Genomic DNA, 17,232 nt, shown 5'->3' on the forward strand with positions numbered 1-17,232 from the left:
CAAGTTCTGATTTATGACTTCACAAAAAAATAATAATTTATTTCTCAACTGCTGCATAGAAAAATGCTTTTGTTCTTAGTTTTTTCCTCTACTTGTCCCTCTGAGACCTTTTTCAAGTTGATTCTTGTCAATAAATTCAGCAATATAAATTATTTGGGATTTTTCATACTTCTAAAATAGCTGCTCGTTCGTATAACAAATAACTCGAGTTTTTATTGTTTTTAAACCAATTGGGAGGTAGAGTATCGCAGACTCTCTGTAAAATTAACACTCAGATTTCCTTCACAGAGAGATTAAAAAATTAAATATGACTGTGAAAAAAAAGTTAAAGGTTATGGAGCTTTTTTAATTTTTCAATAGTTTCTTTTTTTCCTCTTATTTTATAACTAATTCCTTCGTTTTCATATTTTTCTAATAATACACGAAATAAACTTCGGATTTCACCAATCACGCCTTGCACATTATAAGGAACAAATAAATCCACCTCAAGCATATCTTTTTCAAAAAAATCTCGAATAAAGTGATGCATAAATTCAATATCCTTTTCATTTTTAGTGGAGATGAGAAGGGCATCAGGATAGTCACTTTTTAATTGCTGAATTTCTTCTTTACTGAGTTTATCAATTTTATTTAAAATCAAACGTGCAGGCGTTTCATCAGTCACGCCTATTTCTTTCAAGACAGTTTGGGTCACTTCAAGCTGAGATTTCCATGATATATCTGAAGAATCCACAACAAATAAAAGCAAAGAAGCATTCATTGCCTCATCAAGGGTTGAGCGAAAAGAGGCGACCAAATCATGTGGGAGTTTTTTTATAAAACCAACCGTATCTGAAATTAAGATCCGCGGCTGGGTTTCAGGATAAAGGGTACGAACAGTCGTATCGAGGGTCGCAAACAATTTATCTGCGACAAGAACCTCACTGCCTGTAAGCTTTCTCATAAGTGAAGATTTACCAGCATTGGTATAGCCAACTAGCGCAACACAGGGCTGTTCCGAACGCCTTGCTCTTCTGTTACCTTGTTCTTTTTGGATAGCTGCAATTTCACGTCTTAGCTCTGCAATACGATCACGAATCCTGCGTTTATCAATTTCAACATCGGTTTCACCCGAGCCACGTGCGCCTGCTCCACTTCCCTGTCTTTCACTTTGCCCAGCTTCTCGAATTCTGGGTGAAAGATACTTCAGTTTGGCAATTTCAACCTGAAGGCGTGCTTCACGGGTCTTTGCATGACGACTGAAAATCTCAACAATAACCCCAGTTCTATCAAGCACTTCTACTCCAAAAGCACTTTGCAAATGCGTGATCTGTGAAGGAGTCAGCTCACAGTCAAAGACCACAGCCTCTGCTTTTTCTAAAATTTCATCCTGCTCTTCATTTTCTTCATCTTTATTTTCTGGAAATGCTTCCGCTGGTGCACTCTCAATTTCATCTTCTGCTGACTCCTGCTCAGCTTCTGCCTTTAATTTTGCTTTATTTTTCTTAACGGGCACAGCGGATTTCACTATTCCAGTTCCACCTGTAATTTTGGCAATTTCTTTGAGCTTACCCTCTCCTAAAGGCACAGCTCCTGACAGATTGGGACGTCTCTGCTGAGTTGAGCCGACAACCTGAAAACCCAGAGTCTGTACCAGTCTCTCAAGCTCTTTTAATGATTCTTTATTTTCAATATCGCTTGTTCCTGGTAAAGAAATACCAACAAGAATGGCTTTTAAAACCTTATTATTTTCATTTTCAAGCAGCATAAATACCTTTAATATTAAATGAACTGGTTCAACCAAATTACTGTGTAATTATGGATGGAGTTTCGTGATTCGGAGCATTGACGGCATTCCTAAGCACAAAGTCGCTCTCCGCCAGCTAGCACCAACTTTATCGTAAATATTTAAAAAACCAAGAGCATTTCTGAGTAAAGAGAGAGTGTGTACGATTTATAAAAATCCTGAATAATTGACTTGAAGAATTTTTCAAGAATTTAATCCGTCTAAAAATAGAATAAGTATTCATAATCCTCTTTATTTGACTATAAAAGTAACAACATTAAATTATGATTAAAACTTGACAACTAATTCCTTATTTGAAAACTAATAAAAGCAAAATGAAATGATTTTATTTCATTTTGCTTTTATTTTTTGCTTTTGTTTTGCTTTATTTTATTAAAAATACGTGACAATAAAATAACCAAGTCAAAAAATAGAAATGTTCTTTTAAAGAGTGACAAAATAATTGCTACTCTTTAATAAAAGGAGGATTGTTACATTATGATTTTTTTAGAGTTTACCATAATCATTGCCTGCCTATTGCTGGGCACTCGATTTGGTGGTTTAGGTCTGGGCGTTATTTCTGGAATAGGTTTGCTTTTATTAACATTTGTTTTCGGCCTTTATCCTGGAGAACCACCTGTGAATGTCATGCTGACAATCATGGCCGTGATTGCCTGTGCATCCATTCTGCAAACAGCTGGAGGACTCAATGTCTTAATGCGTTTTGCAGAAAAACTTTTACGTAAGCACCCAAAATATATTACCATTTTAGCCCCCCTTGCCACTTGGACTTTAACAGTGCTTTGCGGTACGGGCCATGTCGTTTATACGATGTTTCCTATTATTTACGATATTGCAATTAAAAAGAATATACGTCCAGAACGCCCAATGGCTGTCGCATCTGTGGCTTCACAATTAGGAATTTGTGCTTCACCTATGTCCGTCGCCGTTGTCTCTATGATATCCATTTTAGGCAGTGCACATGGATTAACGCATGTGATTAGCTTGATCGATTTATTAAAAGTTGCCATCCCTTCTTCATTTGTTGGTGTTTTAATTGCCGCAATTTGGAGCTTGCGTCGTGGCAAGAATTTAGAAGACGATAAAGAATTCCAAGAAAAAATCAAAGATCCCGAAAATGAAGCTTATATTTATGGAGGCGCTAAAAGCACTTTACTGAATGAAAAATTTTCAAAACATGCTTATCTTTCACTTATCATATTCTTTTTTGCAATTGCCATTGTTGTTCTTTTAGGGGCATTTGAATTTTTAAGACCACATATTATGGTAAATGGTAAAGAAAAAATTCTATCAATGAATTTAAGTATTCAAATGTTAATGCTTGCAGCAGGAGCATTTATATTGATGTTTTGTAAAGTTGTTCCAAGAGAAATTCCGAATAGCGCTATTTTTAAAGCAGGAATGGTTGCTGTTATTTCTGTTTTTGGCGTCGCGTGGATGGCAGATACATTTTTTCATGCACATTTTCAGTTATTAGAACACATTTTAGAGGACGTCGTTAAAACAAAACCTTGGACATATGCGATCGTTTTATTTCTAGTTTCAAAACTTGTTAACAGCCAGGCAGCTGCTATTGCCGCCATTGCACCTATGGGAATGAGTTTAGGCGTTGATCCCAAAATTATGGTAGCCTTTTTACCTGCTGCATATGGTTATTTTGTGCTCCCCACCTATCCAAGTGACTTGGCTTGTATCGGCTTCGATCGATCAGGCACAACCTCAATTGGCAAATATGTTATAAACCACAGCTTTATTATTCCAGGTTTAATTGGCGTATCTACAAGTTGTTTTATAGGATATTTCTTAGTGAAAATAGCTTTTTAAATCAAAAAAGTGGAGCCCATGTCCGGGCTTGAACCGGAGACCTCTTCCTTACCAAGGAAGTGCTCTACCGCTGAGCTACATGGGCAAAAACATTGATTTGGTCTTAGCGGATTTAAATAAACTTTTGCTTGGGGGAAAATACTCTCAACCACAAGAAAAGGGCTAAGGTCGAAGAATTGGAGCGGGTGAAGGGGCACGATCCCTCAACATTCAGCTTGGAAGGCTGACGCTCTAGCCAATTGAGCTACACCCGCAAAGGGAAACTTTGGGAAAATGGTGGGGAGGGGCAGATTCGAACTGCCGAAGTCGTAAGACAGCGGATTTACAGTCCGCCCCATTTAGCCACTCTGGAACCTCCCCGAGAAATATGGAGCTGGCTAAGGGAATTGAACCCCCAACCGCCTGATTACAAATCAGGTGCTCTACCAATTGAGCTAAGCCAGCCTACATCTCAGTGAAGATGTGGTTAAACTATGACAGCCGATCTTGTCAAGCAAACTTATAAAAAAAAATTGTCTTCCTCTCAGATCGCTTTGAAGCCGTTAAAAAAAACCTTGCAAAAAACGGAATTATTTTCCCAATTATTGTTTGACTATTATAATTCAATCTTATTTATGCAAAAATAAAATAATTGAAAACATCTCTCGCTTAGCGATATGGAGGCATTATGAAGCTCGGTGTCCGCAAGAGCCTGCAGGACAAGCTCAAAATCATTTTCCTAATCGGAGCCCACCTCATTCTGGCAGAAACTGCGCCCCTCTCATGCCACGCACAGCAGATGTACACCAGCGACGAAGACATGCATGACATTTTTCTTGCTGGCGGCTACGGAGCACTGTTTGGTGCTCTTATGGGAACAGCTATTCTTCCTTTTCTCTCAAGTTCGCCGCTCGACAACCTCAGAATTGTCGCAGGAGGCGCTTCCATAGGCTTTATGATGGGAAGTGCTTATGGTATTTACGCTGTTTCACACAACAAAAAGAATTCATACTTTAATTATGCTCCAGAACCTGAAGATAATTATTATTATAGCATGCCCCCTACTGTTCCCAATCAGGGCAACAACACAATAAAAAGCAATTCAGATAAACAAACTGCTCATACTTTACGCCCTCTCCCCAAAGCAGGCGCTCTTGTTGTTGGTGAAGGAGATCGGATTGCCTTTGCAATACCTGCATTTTGGATAGGCCAAAATCAATTTGGAATCATGCTTGCTTCGCTAAAATTTTAAATCTTCATAAAAAATTTAACCATTAAAAATCTATCTCCGACTCGCTTTTAAAATTTTATACTGATAAATAAATAAAATGTATTTTTTCATCAAATGGGGTTTTTATGAATGTACATTATTTTAGTCCTGGCCCAGCACGCTTACCTGACGAGGTTCGCAACCAAATAAAAGAAGAACTGCTCGACACCTTTGGTATAGGTGTCAGCATTATGGAAATATCGCATCGCTCAAAACAATACGAACAACTCAGTCAAGAAACACTTGCACTTGCTAGAAAAACATTCCAAGTCCCAGACACGCATTCCTTACTTTTTTCGGTCTGTGGCGCTCAACAACATTTTTCGCTGCTTACGCAACATTTATCAGCACCAGAAGATGAAATTGCATACACTAATACTGGAGTTTGGTCACATTTAGCATGCGAAGAAGCTTACGCCAGCGGACGAAAAGTACATTTAGTTTATGATGGCAGACCCAACTACTCAACCTTGGGCAATCCTAAAGATTGGAAAATTCCTAAAAAAGCTAAATACGTACATATTACAGTAAACAACACAGTGTATGGCACGGAGTACAAAGAAATCCCAACATTTGGTGACATTCCAGTCGTACTAGATATGACAAGCTCATTGGGAGCTCGTACAGATATCCCTTGGGAATCCACAGCTTTGGTCTATGCCAGTGCACAAAAAAACTTTGGAATAGCAGGCGCCTCTGTCATTATTATCCGCAATGATCTCCTAGAAAAAAGCAGAGAACTCACAAAATTTGACAAAGTAGGCAAGGCTCTTACCTATCATGCTGTATTTGATGCCAAAAGTGCATTGAACACTCCTCCCGTCTTTCCTATTTTTGCCATGAACAAAATGCTGCATTGGATTGCTTCTTGCGGTGGTATTTCTACAATGGAAAAATGGGCAAACGAAAAAGCTAAAATGGTTTACAGTGAGATTGATGCTGGCTTTTATTTATTTAATGTCGATAAAAACTATCGTTCACGACATAACTTTGTTTTTAAATTACCCTCAGCAAAGCAAGATGAACATTTTATCCAAGAAGCACAGAAAAACGGTATTCTTGAAATCAAAGGCTACAAAAGCTTAGGAGGCATACGCGCATCAATGTACAATGGAGTGAGTCTAGAATCTGCCTCTATATTTGCAGAATTTATGCGTGAATATCGTAAAAATTTTGGTTGATATGTGCCAAAAATTTTTGCCAAAAGAAAAAATTCATTTTTGAACAGAGCAAAGCCGCATTCTCGCTCCTTTAGGGGCAAAAAGTTCAACGTTATTTAATACTCAAAATTTTTTCTATCAAATAATTTGTTACTTTTTTAACAAGATTTTTTCAAGTTGTCTTGTATTTAAAATAATATCTTCTAATGTTTTTTTCTTTAACGTATTGATAAAACTCTGAGCAGCTTCTGCAATATGAGGTTTTAATAAACAAATGCTTTGAATGACGCAGCACTTTTTGCCTGGATCAAAGCACTCGACGATATAAAAATGATTTTCAATCTTCTCAATAACCTCACCTATATTTATTTTTTCCGGCGTTTGCGCAAGTAATATACCTCCACCGCGTCCACGCTGCGTATTTATATAAGCAAGCTCTCCTAATTTGTGCACGATTCTTGTCAAATGATGCGCTGATATTTGATAAGCTTCAGCAATTTCATCTATTGTACTCAGCTCATCTTTTTTCAGCGCTAAATAAATTAAAACTCTTAAAGTATAATCACTCTGCAGCGTAAGTTGCAAAATTTCTCCTAAAAAACACAAGCAATTCAATTTCTTGCCCCATAAGGAGAAGACCGTCTTGCTTAATTTAAGCTCGAAACTACAAATATATCAGAATGAATGTTTGCACCATCCGCACCAGATAAAAAAACGAGTTCTTGAGTTTTGTTAACAAAATCATTGTTCCCACAAATATATACTTTCCAATTAGTTAAGTCTGGAAAGTATTCCTCAACATAAGAACATATATCATTCGTATTCTCTGGATTATCCTCATCCTGTAAAATACACGTATGTACATTAAAATTTTTATTATTTAAACTTAATTCGCATAAAATTTGATTTGCATACAATGAATGCTTATTTAAGCCACCTTGGATCAAATGAATTTCGTTCAAATGATTTTCAAACAATGCTTGGCGAGCAATTCCAATTAAAGGTGCAAGACCCGTTCCAACACCGATTAGAAGCAATTTTTTTTCTCGAGCTTCTTTAGAGTAAAAGCACTGACCAAGCGCTTCAGAGATAAAAAGGGAATCACCAATATGAATTTCATTGAAAAGCCACTCCGTTAACTTACCCTGTTCATAAAGCTTTATATGCAGTTCAATTTCACATATTTCACTATGTAAACTCGCAATAGAATAACAACGCATTTCACCAGTAGGTTTTATTATATTAACATACTGACCTGGAAAAAAATGATAATCAAGCGGATGCTTTATTTTTAAAATAATAATACCAGTAGCTAGAATTATTTTTTCTTGAACAATGCATTCAAATTTTTTTTTGCTATCATTACAATTTTTTATAAAAATATCCTGAGTTGGTTTAGATAAACAAGGAAGAAAATGCGCCTGCATTTTCTCTGCTTCTGAAAGCCCCAGTTGACTATTTAAAGGAATATCTCCTTGCTCAATTTCCATTGTACAACTTTGACAAAGTCCACTTTTACAAAAATAAGGTATGCTTTCATTATTTTCCAACAAACAATCCAGAACTGTCTGTTGCTCCTTTAGCTGATAATTATTCCCATTATAAATGATTGCAACCATGACTATCCCTTTGCGTTATTTTCCAAGCACCAAAGCTCTTGCTGCTTCTGCCTTAGCACTCAGTGTATTTGTAATTTCATCCGGAATAGAAAGTTCAATAAAAGTACTTTGTAAATGTGATAAGACTGCATCAAAATGCGAATCGTTTAAACCGCGTTTAACGAGATGTTCATGACCCGTCTTTAAATCTTTCCCTGTATAATTATTTGGACCATCAAAAAGCAAAGTGAAAAAAGCTTTTTGCTTCTGCATCTGTTTATTCATGTCAATGTCATTAAAAAAATGTTTGATTGTTTGATCTTTTAAAACTTTGCGGTAAAAAACATTAACTGCTTTTTCCATTGCTTTTTCACCGCCCACTTGCTCATAAAAACTATTCATTTCATTCTCCGACGTAAATAAATTGGTCATTGCTGAATCTTTAGCAAATAGTTTCTAAAGATGTATTTTAAATACATCTTTAGAAACTTGATCGCAAGTCTCGCCAGAGAATTTTTCATTTGCATTAATATATATCAAAAATTAAAAATTTTTCACAAATTCGAATCCGTACCAATTTGAAGATGCCTTATCAGCAGGTTGCATAACTTCATCTTTATGACAATATCTTTGCACTCTATAATATTCAGCATAGGTAGTAACAAAAACAAAAGTAATTAGATTGAAATCAAATATATGCGAATAATTTGCAACATCACTTCGCTGCGAAGAAGCTATGTCTTTTTCTAGAACTTTTTTCCAATACCCTTTAATAGTTACATATTCATTCTTCTCATTAACCGCCCATCTCCAATGCATATTATTATTTTTGTAAGCACAGAAAATATATGTGCTCGAAATTCGTTGTTTTGCAAATAGATTAACTGAGGGTAAACAGATAATTACTGATATTATCGACATTTTAAATCGACTCATATAATTTCCCTTTTTTTAAAAAGAATATTCAATTTTTAATTATGATAGAAAGGTAACAATTCCACTAACAAAAGTATCATCATTTATAGCAAAAAGACTCCATCGTTGCAGACTCGAGTCTGCAGGCTGCGCAAAAATATAATTCGATCCGAATTCATTAACACATTTATCTCTTAAAGCTTTTACTTCATCTAGTCCTTTTGTAATAATAAAGTAATTAAAATACAATCCTCGTCTAACAGAAGCCGTGTCCCAATAGCCAGAGACAGTTATTGTTCCTCCAGATAACCAATGCCAATTTTTATTTTCATCAGCACAATAAACATAAGTTTCACCTGCACATGCTATATCGGCAATTGAAATAAGTGACGGGAATAAAATAATTAAAAATATTTTTTTCATATTCACCCGAGATAAAAATATTAAATTTTATTGATAAACTATTAAATCGAACTATTAAAACAAACTAGGGGACTAGAATAATAGATAAATTTTTTTTGTTAAAAAATCAATAGCTAAATGTAATTATTCTAAATAAAATTTTACTCTACCTATAAAATATAAAATGGATTTTTAATTCCTATTTTATAAATATAGCCTCTTAACTAATAAGCCCATCATAACCAATATTTGATTTAAATTATAATTTTATATAAGTTAAAAAAGGATATTTGTAATAGTTCAAATATCTCTAATTAATAAAAAGGAATTTTTTTATGCTTAAAAAAGTATTTATTATATTTTCTTCGATATTAGCTTTCCCAGCATTTTCCAAAGAGTCTAAAATTCCAAAAACGAATACATATGTCTTCTGTTCTCCAGTTAACGCTCGTTCTAGCTGGAGGTGGGCAGTAGATACAAACAATAATTACGTAACCGCAACAGGTTATTGGAAAACAGTCGAACGCGAAGTAAAGATAATATATGGCGTTAGTTATGATCCATTTACCTATGTTTTTGTTATTAATTCAAGTGAATATAAAAGAATAATTAGCTATTGCGAAAAAGATGAGTTTATTCAACCTGCTGATAGTTTCACATCCTCATGGTATGCATTTTCGGTAGAGTCCAATTAAAAGTAAAGCGTTTTAAAAGAAATATATATAAGCAAGTTCAGCTACAAAAATTATGAATTCTTTGATGATTCTTTTATAATCTCATGTCATTGATTGCTGGAATCAATCTCTGCTCTCAAAATATATTTAAATGATTCTTGAGACAAATTTCATCCTCCTGTCTATCCACATGTGGCTAAAAGCTTAGAGCAACCTGCACAACATTTTCCCGCGCCAGATGACTTCGCACTAATTCATTTTCAGCAACATACACTCCAGTTGCCTCCACTTATCCTGCATCACCGACAGCAGCACCAAGTTTTAAATTATTTGAGTTTAATTGCTCATTTTTGCGATGATAATTTCCTATTTTTTTTACTACGATTTTATTTGATTTATTTTTTTGATAATCTCTTCCATGCCTTTTAAATCTAACATTTAAATAATTCGATTCATTCTTAAAAATCTCCTCCCTTTCTTTTTTAAATTAAAATGAAATTCACACATAACAAATGAATTATTTATATGCTTTAATTCTTTATTTGCAATTTGATATTTTCCATCTATTGTTACAAATTTTAAACTTATACTAAATTCATTATTTTGCTCCTTTACTTTTGGTCCATCAATAGTATAGATGACAATTATAGCTTTATTTTCATTAACTTCATCGTTTTATGCTAATAGATCAATGTCAAATCTTTTAGGAAAACTAATTGTAATTAGATCTTTTGAAGCCGAGATCAATTCAACTCTTTCTGACCGATTATTCTCTTTTAAATGTATAAAATCTTTCGAGGAAGTTCTGTACCCCTTAGCAAAAACACTTGAATAAAAAGTCAACTGACTCGTAAATAAACAAAAAAACACACAAAGAATTCGCATAAAAAAGACCTTAATATTTTTAATTGTAAAAAAAATTATCATAAATGAAGGAAAATATTGATAGCAATAATTTTTAAATTAATCGACATTCTTTCTATTAAATTTAAGGATATTTTTTACTAAAATTCAATATTAAATTAAAATATCTTTACTTGCTTATAAAAATAATATATTTAAAAAAACCTTCTCCAAAAGAAAGTATCTATTTACTTGAAAGCAATATTATATGACAAAAAACTTTTATTTTCTCCTGACAGGTTACACCTTTTCGTTAACTGCTGATTGGCTCTATCGCTTAGCAGTGCCCATGCTTGTTTATAAATTAACTGCATCATCTTTTAACACGGCACTTACATATGCTTTGACAATGACTACCTATTTAATATTTAGTCCCTTTGGTGGTGCCATCGCATATAGTTTTGACAAAAGAAAAATATTAATTTTTGGTGATTTTTTTGGTTTTATTTTTTCGATTATCTTTGCAATATATATATCTTCAGGAGTGCAAAATTTCATTCTTTTTTATGTCATCATTTTTTTAATTGCATCGATTCCTCCCATGTATCATCCCACATTTCAAAGTTTTCTCCCTTCAATCGTTGAGCCCAAAGATCTCGTCAAAGCAAATTCAATGCTCTCGTCTGCAGACAATTTGATGACTGCCTATGGCCCTATTTTTAGTGGAATATTAATTGCAGCCTATCAAATAGAAGTGATTATTATGCTGACAGTCATACCATTTTTCATCCCTTTTATTTGCGTTCTATCGATTAAATATAAAAGTGAAAAGCAGAATAAAAATATGCTTGCTGTTAAAAAGATTTTCCAAAATATTGCAGATGGTTTCATATACACAACAAAAAATAAAGTCATTTTCTCTTGCTCAATCCTCTTTTTCTTTCTCAATTCCGCTATCAATTTAATCAATTGCAATCTCAGTTTTATTCTACAAAATAAATTCTCTGCCCAAGCCTTCGACTTGGGAGTTTCCTATTCCATTATCCATTATAGGTGCAATGGGAATTGCTGGTTCTTTGCTTGCACAAAAAATAATTAAAATGTTTAGCTATGGTGTCGTTCTGCTTGGTGGAAGCTTTTTCAATGGAGTTATACTCCTTGTTATTGCAAGCTTGAATTTAAAATCTATCTATGCCTTGGCCTTTCTATCGGGCACAAATGTATGCGTTATCTCTATAATAATCGTTTGTTTTTTCACGCTACGACAGAAATTAATCCCCAAATTTTATCTTGGGCGAGTGATATCTATCACACGAATGATCTCTTTCATGGCTATACTTATATCGTCTATAATTGCTGGATATTTCATGCAGATAAATTATACCTATCAAGAAATATCATTTATAAGTGCTATTATTTGTTTTACATCTGCGGTGATTGGCCTAAAGTCACCTCTTTATAATAAAGAAAAGTTAGAAATGCTACAGACTCCTTTAAAATAAAATTATTTAAATAAATATATTTATTAATTTAGATAATACATAGAAATTTTTTAATTACTTCACTACAACAACGATTGAAGTCGCAGCTGAGTGGGCAGAAATCAAAGCATTTTCTGGAGTATTTCCTGTAGCAATCACTTGGGCAACTTGCCCCATCATATCGTTTGTTTCTTTTGCGTAGTCACCTACTTTGAGCCCAGGTATCACTTGCAAAACATTTGGAAATAATGCGGCCAATTCCATTCCTTTTATACTTTCTATCACACCCGGTTTTTGTGAATAGACTGTATAGCAGGCAGCACCTTTCATATTATTATAATCTAATTCTATCTCTTTCCATTCAAATAAATTTTCAATTAACAGTTCATAGACATTTTGGTTTAAGCTATGAGACATTAACTTCCCAAGCTGTCCACCGCCTAAGCGAGCATTTATTTCTACCAAATAAACTTCGTCTTTCCCCAAAATATATTCAATATGACTGTAGCCAAATTTATACTCAGTTTTATCGAGAATAAATTTAGTATATTCTTCAAGTTTATTTTGTAAAATATTTTCGTAACGGCAAGGAAATGCATAGCCAAGTTCAACAAAATATGGCTGTGGTCCCATCAGTCTGTTTGTAACACCTAAAATATGATGTTTGCCATTATTCGTAAAACTTTCAACTGAAACAACTCGACCCAGTTTAAACTCTTCTAATAATAAATTTGCTTTTGTTTCATTATTAAAAAATTTATCCAGCATTGATAGATCTGTTTCGTTATGAATGATTATTACATCTTTACTACCCGAACCTTTTGTTGGTTTTGCTACAAAAGGGAATGCTAAAGACTTGAGTGAATGAAACAATTCTTCTTTTGTATTGATATAACAATATTTAGGAGAAGGAATCAATGTTTGTGAAAAGAAGTCTCGCATGATTTCTTTATTACGAGCAATTTTCATAGCTTTGCTAGAAGTAAAATTCAACTTCAATTCTTCTGCAACTTCTGCAACGGCTTCGACAAATGCATCTCGTTGAGTGAACAATGCGAATTTTTCTTCTTCATGCGCTAATTTTAAATACTCATCTCGCACCGATGTCTTTTGCCAGTCTACTTGAATAATATTTATTCCTTCAGCCAATTCTGCTGGGCAATTATTTTCAAACCAAGAAATTTCAGCTGTTACAAAATGAATTTTGATACCTTTGCTTTTGGCTGCTTTTATAATCTCAAGCCCAGAACCTGTATGCAAAGTTTCAAACAGAACAAGATTTTTTTTCATAGCATTACCTATTTATTTTAATATATATTAAAAATGTGTCATAGTTGTCTTAGGAACACTGAGTGAATCTATGAGATCATCGCGATAGTTTTCAACGATATTTGGACTTACCTGTGGATCTTCAATGGAACTTAGTAGCTTATAAAGCAATTCTAAATTTGAATCAAGGGGAATATCATTTTCTTTGAGCCATTCATCATTAAATAAAGTGTTTAAATATCTTTCTCCACTGTCACCAAGAATAGCTATTAAAGGTTTTTTATTTTGAATTTCTTGTGAAAGTTTGAGTGCAGTAAGTAAAACAGCCCCCGAAGATACCCCCACAAGTATTCCTTCATTTCTACAGAGTATCCGTGCAGCAATATATGAATCTTCATCACGAATCCGATAAACATAATCAATATTATTTACATTCTTAATATTTCTTGGAGTCCAGCTCAATCCAACACCAGGTATTTTATATGAATGCGACTCACCACCAAAAATAGATGACCCGTAAGCATCAACACAAGTTATATAATATTTTGTTGATTTTTCTGCAAAGTATTCTGCAATTCCTCCTATCTGCCCACCTGTACTTACAGCTGCAACCACCCCCGAAATTTCACCTTGAGTTTGTTCAAAAATTTCTTTTGCAGTTGTTTCTTTATGAGCGATTGAACTGAGAATATTAAAACATTGATCGGGTCGATAAGAGTTTTCAATTTTCCGTGCAAGTTCATTGGCAAGTTGAATTCTTGTTTTATGGTAAGATCCCGCATCATCTTTTTTATCGACTACAATAACTTCAGCTCCATAGGCTTTTATTAATCCAACATTTACATCTGTCGCTTTTGGATCGACGAGAATAATAACTTTATAACCACGAGCTGCACCTATCATAGCTAGGCTGATCCCAAAATTTCCAGATGAAGATTCTATAATTGTTCCTCTAGGTTTTAATAAATTATTTTCTTCAGCATAGTCAATTATATATTTAGCAGCTCTATCTTTTATGCTTCCAGCAGGATTTGTTTTTTCTAATTTTACTTGAACATTGGTTCCACAAAATTTATTTATTTTCTCGATATTTACAATTGGAGTATTCCCTGTGCATTCTAATATATTCATTATAATTTATCCTATATACTTAGTATATTTAAGTCTATTTTTACATTATAAAGCGGGATTAAAAACACATGCCGAGTCGTTTTAACTGGAAATTTTTTTCCAATAAGAACTGTTTCATAGATACTATTTACATCAAATTTTTCATTTGTATTCCAATTTAAAACGTCAATATATTTTTCCCCATAATTCATTACATAACACGGAATTTTTTTTACCCCCATTCTTTTAGCTGCTTCAACTCTATGATGCCCATCCATTATTATATGTGTTTTTTTATCTATAACCACAGGAGATGTCCAAATTCCATCTATTAAAATTTTAGATGATAAAAAATAAATAATATCATTATCTATGTTTTCATGTGGGATTAATTTTTCTGTTTCAATTAATTCGAGCGTGACATCTTTGGTTTGATGCATAATCTTTTTTCCTCTAATAATTAAAATTATAATATCGGAAAGAGATGATGACGTGAATCATATAATTAAAATTGTAACTCTGGTTTGTAATTACTACATAAAAAAAATTATGTCAATTTATTTTTAAAATTTTACCATCAAAAAACTGTTACTTTATTTAATTGCAAATTTTTTTCAACTAGTGTTATTCGAGTTAAATGTGTGTAAAAATAAGATTGAATTTCTATAAATATACTAAAGAAAGATATTACTAAATTATAATTTTATAAAATTATTTTTAAAAATAAAATATATTTAATGAAAAGGCTTAAACTTCATCACGTCCTGCAATAAAGTTTTCAGCATCACGAGTGGAAGGATTAGTAAAGAATTGTGCTGTTCTTGTGTACTCGACCATTGTTCCATGCCGCATAAACAGAGTCCAATCTGTTACGCGGCTTGCTTGAAAGAGATCATTTGTAGCCCAGACGAGAGTTGATTTTTCGCTCATATTTAATATTAAATTTTCTGTTTGCTTTAACAATACAGGATCCATTCTTAAAAAAGCGTCATCTAACAAAAGTATTTTAGGTTTACGAATAAGTGCTCGGATAATTGAAAGTTGCTGCAAAAAGGGCACTTCAACCTGACTTGGCAAAAGCTCAGCTAGGGAATCAATTTGTGCTTTATTATGCTGTGAAATAGGTAAATTTTCAATCAATTCGTGGAAGTCGAGAATATGCTCAGCCCCCATTAAACTCTGAGATAAAGCAAAGTTTTCTGCGATTGACACAGGAAGCCACGCACTTTTTTCAGAAACAAGCGCAACATTTGGATATATTTTTTTTAATGTATTGACAGATGGTTTATCACCACCAAGAGGTATACCCAGAATTTTTAAATGACCGCTCTGTTTTAATGAGTTTAATAAGAACTTATCATCAATTTCCCATAAAAACTGAGCTATAATGGATAAAACCATACTCTTACCTGAACCCGCTGGTCCAATGATTGCAACTGATTCACCTTCATGAATTGCAAAAGAAAGTTCACGGATAGGTGAGATAAAACCAACTGATAAAGAGTATTTATCAAAGAATATTGCTGGCTCATTCATTTTAAAATTATTATCTGACATATTTTTTCCAAAAAAAAGATTGACAGGAAAAATCCTACCAATCTTATTTTAGCAAAAGAATAAAAAACTCAATATTTATTTTCTATTTTTTATATCTTGGTACTTTGCATCAGTTGGTCCAACATATTTTGCAGATGGACGATAAATGCGGTTGTCACGCCACATTTCAATAATATGCGACGACCAACCCGCAACCCGAGACACTGCGAAAATAGGAGTAAAATCTATAGAATCAATATCCATAAGGCGATAAAGTGAACCTGACCAGAAATCTACGTTTGGCCAAATATAGTCTTTTGAAGTTTTACCTAGCTCTTCAATCATAGTGTCATGGACAATTCTAAGAGTTTCATACGTGCTTTTATCGCTTTTCGTAGCAACAAGTTTTTCAAGCATACCACGTAAAACTTTTGCACGCGGATCCATTGTACGGTATACGCGGTGACCAAATCCCATAACTTTTGCTTTTGTCGCAATCGCGTTCAATACCCATTCTTTTGCATGTTCTGGCGCACCAATTCCATCTGCCATTTCAAGAACCTTTTCATTTGCTCCGCCATGCAAAGGCCCAGAAAGAGCTCCAATGGCTGCTGAAATAGAAAGTGAAAGTTTAGCTTCAGTAGATGCAACCACACGTGCAGAGAAAGTAGAAGCATTGAAGTCATGATCAAGATGAAGGATCAAGGCAACATCAAAAATACGCGCTTCTTCTTTGTTTGGTACTTTACCATGGAGCATATACAAGAAATTTTCAGCATGAGACATTTCAGTATTTGGTGGAATATGTGAAAGCCCACGCCGATCACGCGAAATATGCGCAACAGCTGTTGCCAATTGGCTGATAATTTTGATTGCGTTGTGTATATTTGCATCTTCGTTTTTTAAGTTAACAGGTTGTTCATCAAAACCCATTGCAGCCACTGCAGCTTGCAAAACAGCCATTGGGTGAGCAGAACGCGGTGCAGCAGCTATCACAGCTTCCACAGCTTTTGGTAACACGCGATTGTGTCTTAATTCTGTATTAAACTTTGTCAATTGATTTTTAGTAGGCATTTTTCCATAAAGAGAAAAATAAACACATTCTTCATATGTTGATTTTTCAGCTAATTCTTCGATAGAAATTCCTCGATAAATAAGGCGCCCGTCTTCACCTTGAACTTGACTCACAGATGTTGCATCAGCAACCACTCCCGCAAGTCCTTTCGAAAATCCGAGATCTTCAGCCATAAAAATATCCTCCGAAATTATGAAATATAAAATACTTTAAAATAATCGTAGCGAAGCAGAAATACGAAACTCCAAAACAGAATGGCTTACGTACTCTTGATTCTCTATACTCCTGTCGGTACGCACACACAACTATC

The 17,232-nt window shown here is 34.0% G+C and carries 17 protein-coding genes and 4 tRNA genes; 6 read left to right on the forward strand and 15 right to left on the reverse strand.

Annotated elements, in window-relative coordinates:
* Positions 1-325 precede the first annotated feature (325 nt).
* A complete protein-coding gene (gene hflX, locus H7355_RS12600) occupies positions 326-1,747 on the reverse strand; it encodes a GTPase HflX (protein WP_186648099.1) in 1,422 nt (473 codons plus the stop codon).
* A 516-nt stretch (positions 1,748-2,263) separates the two neighbouring features.
* Here hflX and H7355_RS12605 point away from each other — a divergent pair.
* Positions 2,264-3,610, forward strand: coding sequence for an anaerobic C4-dicarboxylate transporter (locus H7355_RS12605; RefSeq protein WP_186648101.1), 1,347 nt, complete (start codon positions 2,264-2,266; stop codon positions 3,608-3,610).
* 10 nt (positions 3,611-3,620) lie between these two features.
* Here H7355_RS12605 and H7355_RS12610 read toward each other — a convergent pair.
* The 4 genes from H7355_RS12610 to H7355_RS12625 form a co-directional block, all read right to left on the reverse strand.
* A tRNA-Thr gene (locus tag H7355_RS12610) sits at positions 3,621-3,695 on the reverse strand.
* A 92-nt stretch (positions 3,696-3,787) separates the two neighbouring features.
* A tRNA-Gly gene (locus H7355_RS12615) sits at positions 3,788-3,864 on the reverse strand.
* Between the two features lie 20 nt (positions 3,865-3,884).
* Positions 3,885-3,970 (reverse strand) — tRNA-Tyr (locus tag H7355_RS12620).
* A gap of 8 nt (positions 3,971-3,978) precedes the next feature.
* A tRNA-Thr gene (locus H7355_RS12625) sits at positions 3,979-4,054 on the reverse strand.
* Positions 4,055-4,409: 355 nt separating this feature from the next.
* Between H7355_RS12625 and H7355_RS12630 the strand changes: the two genes are divergently transcribed.
* Together H7355_RS12630 and serC are read left to right on the forward strand one after the other, a co-directional pair.
* Positions 4,410-4,841, forward strand: a complete 432-nt coding sequence (locus tag H7355_RS12630) for a hypothetical protein (RefSeq protein WP_222435716.1) — start codon at positions 4,410-4,412, stop codon at positions 4,839-4,841.
* A 104-nt stretch (positions 4,842-4,945) separates the two neighbouring features.
* The gene (serC, locus tag H7355_RS12635; RefSeq protein ID WP_186648105.1) at positions 4,946-6,040 is read left to right on the forward strand and encodes a 3-phosphoserine/phosphohydroxythreonine transaminase; all 1,095 of its coding nucleotides are present in this window, start codon (positions 4,946-4,948) and stop codon (positions 6,038-6,040) included.
* A gap of 129 nt (positions 6,041-6,169) precedes the next feature.
* On the opposite strand, the gene H7355_RS12640 is transcribed toward serC, so the two are convergent.
* The 5 genes from H7355_RS12640 to H7355_RS12660 all read right to left on the reverse strand — a co-directional run bounded on the left by H7355_RS12640 (position 6,170) and on the right by H7355_RS12660 (position 8,955).
* Positions 6,170-6,604 carry an RrF2 family transcriptional regulator gene (locus H7355_RS12640; protein WP_186648107.1) on the reverse strand — a complete coding sequence of 145 codons (435 nt, stop codon included), beginning with the start codon at positions 6,602-6,604 and terminating at the stop codon, positions 6,170-6,172.
* A gap of 62 nt (positions 6,605-6,666) precedes the next feature.
* Complete coding sequence (locus tag H7355_RS12645; protein WP_186648110.1) at positions 6,667-7,638, reverse strand: FAD-binding oxidoreductase; 972 nt, start codon at positions 7,636-7,638, stop codon at positions 6,667-6,669.
* Positions 7,639-7,653: 15 nt separating this feature from the next.
* Entirely contained in the window at positions 7,654-8,019 is a 366-nt protein-coding gene (locus H7355_RS12650) for a group I truncated hemoglobin (protein ID WP_222435717.1), read from the reverse strand.
* A gap of 141 nt (positions 8,020-8,160) precedes the next feature.
* Positions 8,161-8,553, reverse strand: a complete 393-nt coding sequence (locus tag H7355_RS12655) for a hypothetical protein (protein ID WP_186648114.1) — start codon at positions 8,551-8,553, stop codon at positions 8,161-8,163.
* Between the two features lie 39 nt (positions 8,554-8,592).
* Positions 8,593-8,955: a hypothetical protein gene (locus tag H7355_RS12660; protein ID WP_186648116.1), complete on the reverse strand. Its 363-nt coding sequence runs from the start codon at positions 8,953-8,955 to the stop codon at positions 8,593-8,595.
* Positions 8,956-9,269: 314 nt separating this feature from the next.
* Here H7355_RS12660 and H7355_RS12665 point away from each other — a divergent pair, with 314 nt between their 5' ends.
* From H7355_RS12665 to H7355_RS12675, 3 genes are all read left to right on the forward strand, one after another.
* A complete protein-coding gene (locus H7355_RS12665) occupies positions 9,270-9,629 on the forward strand; it encodes a hypothetical protein (protein WP_186648118.1) in 360 nt (119 codons plus the stop codon).
* Positions 9,630-10,719: 1,090 nt separating this feature from the next.
* Positions 10,720-11,550 (forward strand): MFS transporter, encoded by an 831-nt coding sequence (locus H7355_RS12670; RefSeq protein ID WP_186648120.1) that lies wholly within the window; start codon positions 10,720-10,722, stop codon positions 11,548-11,550.
* The gene (locus H7355_RS12675; RefSeq protein WP_186648122.1) at positions 11,510-11,953 is read left to right on the forward strand and encodes a hypothetical protein; all 444 of its coding nucleotides are present in this window, start codon (positions 11,510-11,512) and stop codon (positions 11,951-11,953) included. The genes H7355_RS12670 and H7355_RS12675 overlap by 41 nt, the downstream gene beginning before the upstream one ends.
* Before the next feature lie 54 nt (positions 11,954-12,007).
* Here H7355_RS12675 and H7355_RS12680 read toward each other — a convergent pair whose 3' ends face one another.
* The 5 genes from H7355_RS12680 to H7355_RS12700 all read right to left on the reverse strand — a co-directional run bounded on the left by H7355_RS12680 (position 12,008) and on the right by H7355_RS12700 (position 17,095).
* The gene (locus H7355_RS12680; RefSeq protein ID WP_186648124.1) at positions 12,008-13,222 is read right to left on the reverse strand and encodes an ATP-grasp domain-containing protein; all 1,215 of its coding nucleotides are present in this window, start codon (positions 13,220-13,222) and stop codon (positions 12,008-12,010) included.
* A 27-nt stretch (positions 13,223-13,249) separates the two neighbouring features.
* On the reverse strand, positions 13,250-14,332 hold the full coding sequence (locus tag H7355_RS12685) for a cysteine synthase family protein (protein ID WP_186648126.1): 1,083 nt from the start codon (positions 14,330-14,332) through the stop codon (positions 13,250-13,252).
* Positions 14,333-14,343: 11 nt separating this feature from the next.
* A complete protein-coding gene (locus H7355_RS12690; RefSeq protein ID WP_186648128.1) occupies positions 14,344-14,751 on the reverse strand; it encodes a ParB N-terminal domain-containing protein in 408 nt (135 codons plus the stop codon).
* Between the two features lie 307 nt (positions 14,752-15,058).
* Complete coding sequence (locus H7355_RS12695) at positions 15,059-15,868, reverse strand: ATP-binding cassette domain-containing protein (protein ID WP_186648138.1); 810 nt, start codon at positions 15,866-15,868, stop codon at positions 15,059-15,061.
* 75 nt (positions 15,869-15,943) lie between these two features.
* The gene (locus H7355_RS12700; protein ID WP_186648140.1) at positions 15,944-17,095 is read right to left on the reverse strand and encodes a citrate/2-methylcitrate synthase; all 1,152 of its coding nucleotides are present in this window, start codon (positions 17,093-17,095) and stop codon (positions 15,944-15,946) included.
* Positions 17,096-17,232: the final 137 nt, after the last annotated feature.

The organism is Fluviispira vulneris (assembly GCF_014281055.1).
GTDB classification, from domain to species: Bacteria; Bdellovibrionota_B; Oligoflexia; order Silvanigrellales; family Silvanigrellaceae; genus Silvanigrella; species Silvanigrella vulneris.

Bases quoted from the DNA above. Each gene is read 5' to 3' on its own strand.
- H7355_RS12670 (WP_186648120.1), top strand. From the start codon at position 10,720: ATGACAAAAAACTTTTATTTTCTCCTGACAGGTTACACCTTTTCGTTA.
- H7355_RS12650 (WP_222435717.1), bottom strand. From the start codon at position 8,019: ATGAATAGTTTTTATGAGCAAGTGGGCGGTGAAAAAGCAATGGAAAAA.
- H7355_RS12630 (WP_222435716.1), top strand. From the start codon at position 4,410: ATGCATGACATTTTTCTTGCTGGCGGCTACGGAGCACTGTTTGGTGCT.
- H7355_RS12645 (WP_186648110.1), bottom strand. From the start codon at position 7,638: ATGGTTGCAATCATTTATAATGGGAATAATTATCAGCTAAAGGAGCAA.
- H7355_RS12655 (WP_186648114.1), bottom strand. From the start codon at position 8,553: ATGAGTCGATTTAAAATGTCGATAATATCAGTAATTATCTGTTTACCC.
- H7355_RS12685 (WP_186648126.1), bottom strand. From the start codon at position 14,332: ATGAATATATTAGAATGCACAGGGAATACTCCAATTGTAAATATCGAG.
- serC (WP_186648105.1), top strand. From the start codon at position 4,946: ATGAATGTACATTATTTTAGTCCTGGCCCAGCACGCTTACCTGACGAG.
- H7355_RS12690 (WP_186648128.1), bottom strand. From the start codon at position 14,751: ATGCATCAAACCAAAGATGTCACGCTCGAATTAATTGAAACAGAAAAA.
- H7355_RS12665 (WP_186648118.1), top strand. From the start codon at position 9,270: ATGCTTAAAAAAGTATTTATTATATTTTCTTCGATATTAGCTTTCCCA.
- hflX (WP_186648099.1), bottom strand. From the start codon at position 1,747: ATGCTGCTTGAAAATGAAAATAATAAGGTTTTAAAAGCCATTCTTGTT.
- H7355_RS12660 (WP_186648116.1), bottom strand. From the start codon at position 8,955: ATGAAAAAAATATTTTTAATTATTTTATTCCCGTCACTTATTTCAATT.
- H7355_RS12605 (WP_186648101.1), top strand. From the start codon at position 2,264: ATGATTTTTTTAGAGTTTACCATAATCATTGCCTGCCTATTGCTGGGC.
- H7355_RS12700 (WP_186648140.1), bottom strand. From the start codon at position 17,095: ATGGCTGAAGATCTCGGATTTTCGAAAGGACTTGCGGGAGTGGTTGCT.
- H7355_RS12675 (WP_186648122.1), top strand. From the start codon at position 11,510: ATGGGAATTGCTGGTTCTTTGCTTGCACAAAAAATAATTAAAATGTTT.
- H7355_RS12695 (WP_186648138.1), bottom strand. From the start codon at position 15,868: ATGTCAGATAATAATTTTAAAATGAATGAGCCAGCAATATTCTTTGAT.
- H7355_RS12680 (WP_186648124.1), bottom strand. From the start codon at position 13,222: ATGAAAAAAAATCTTGTTCTGTTTGAAACTTTGCATACAGGTTCTGGG.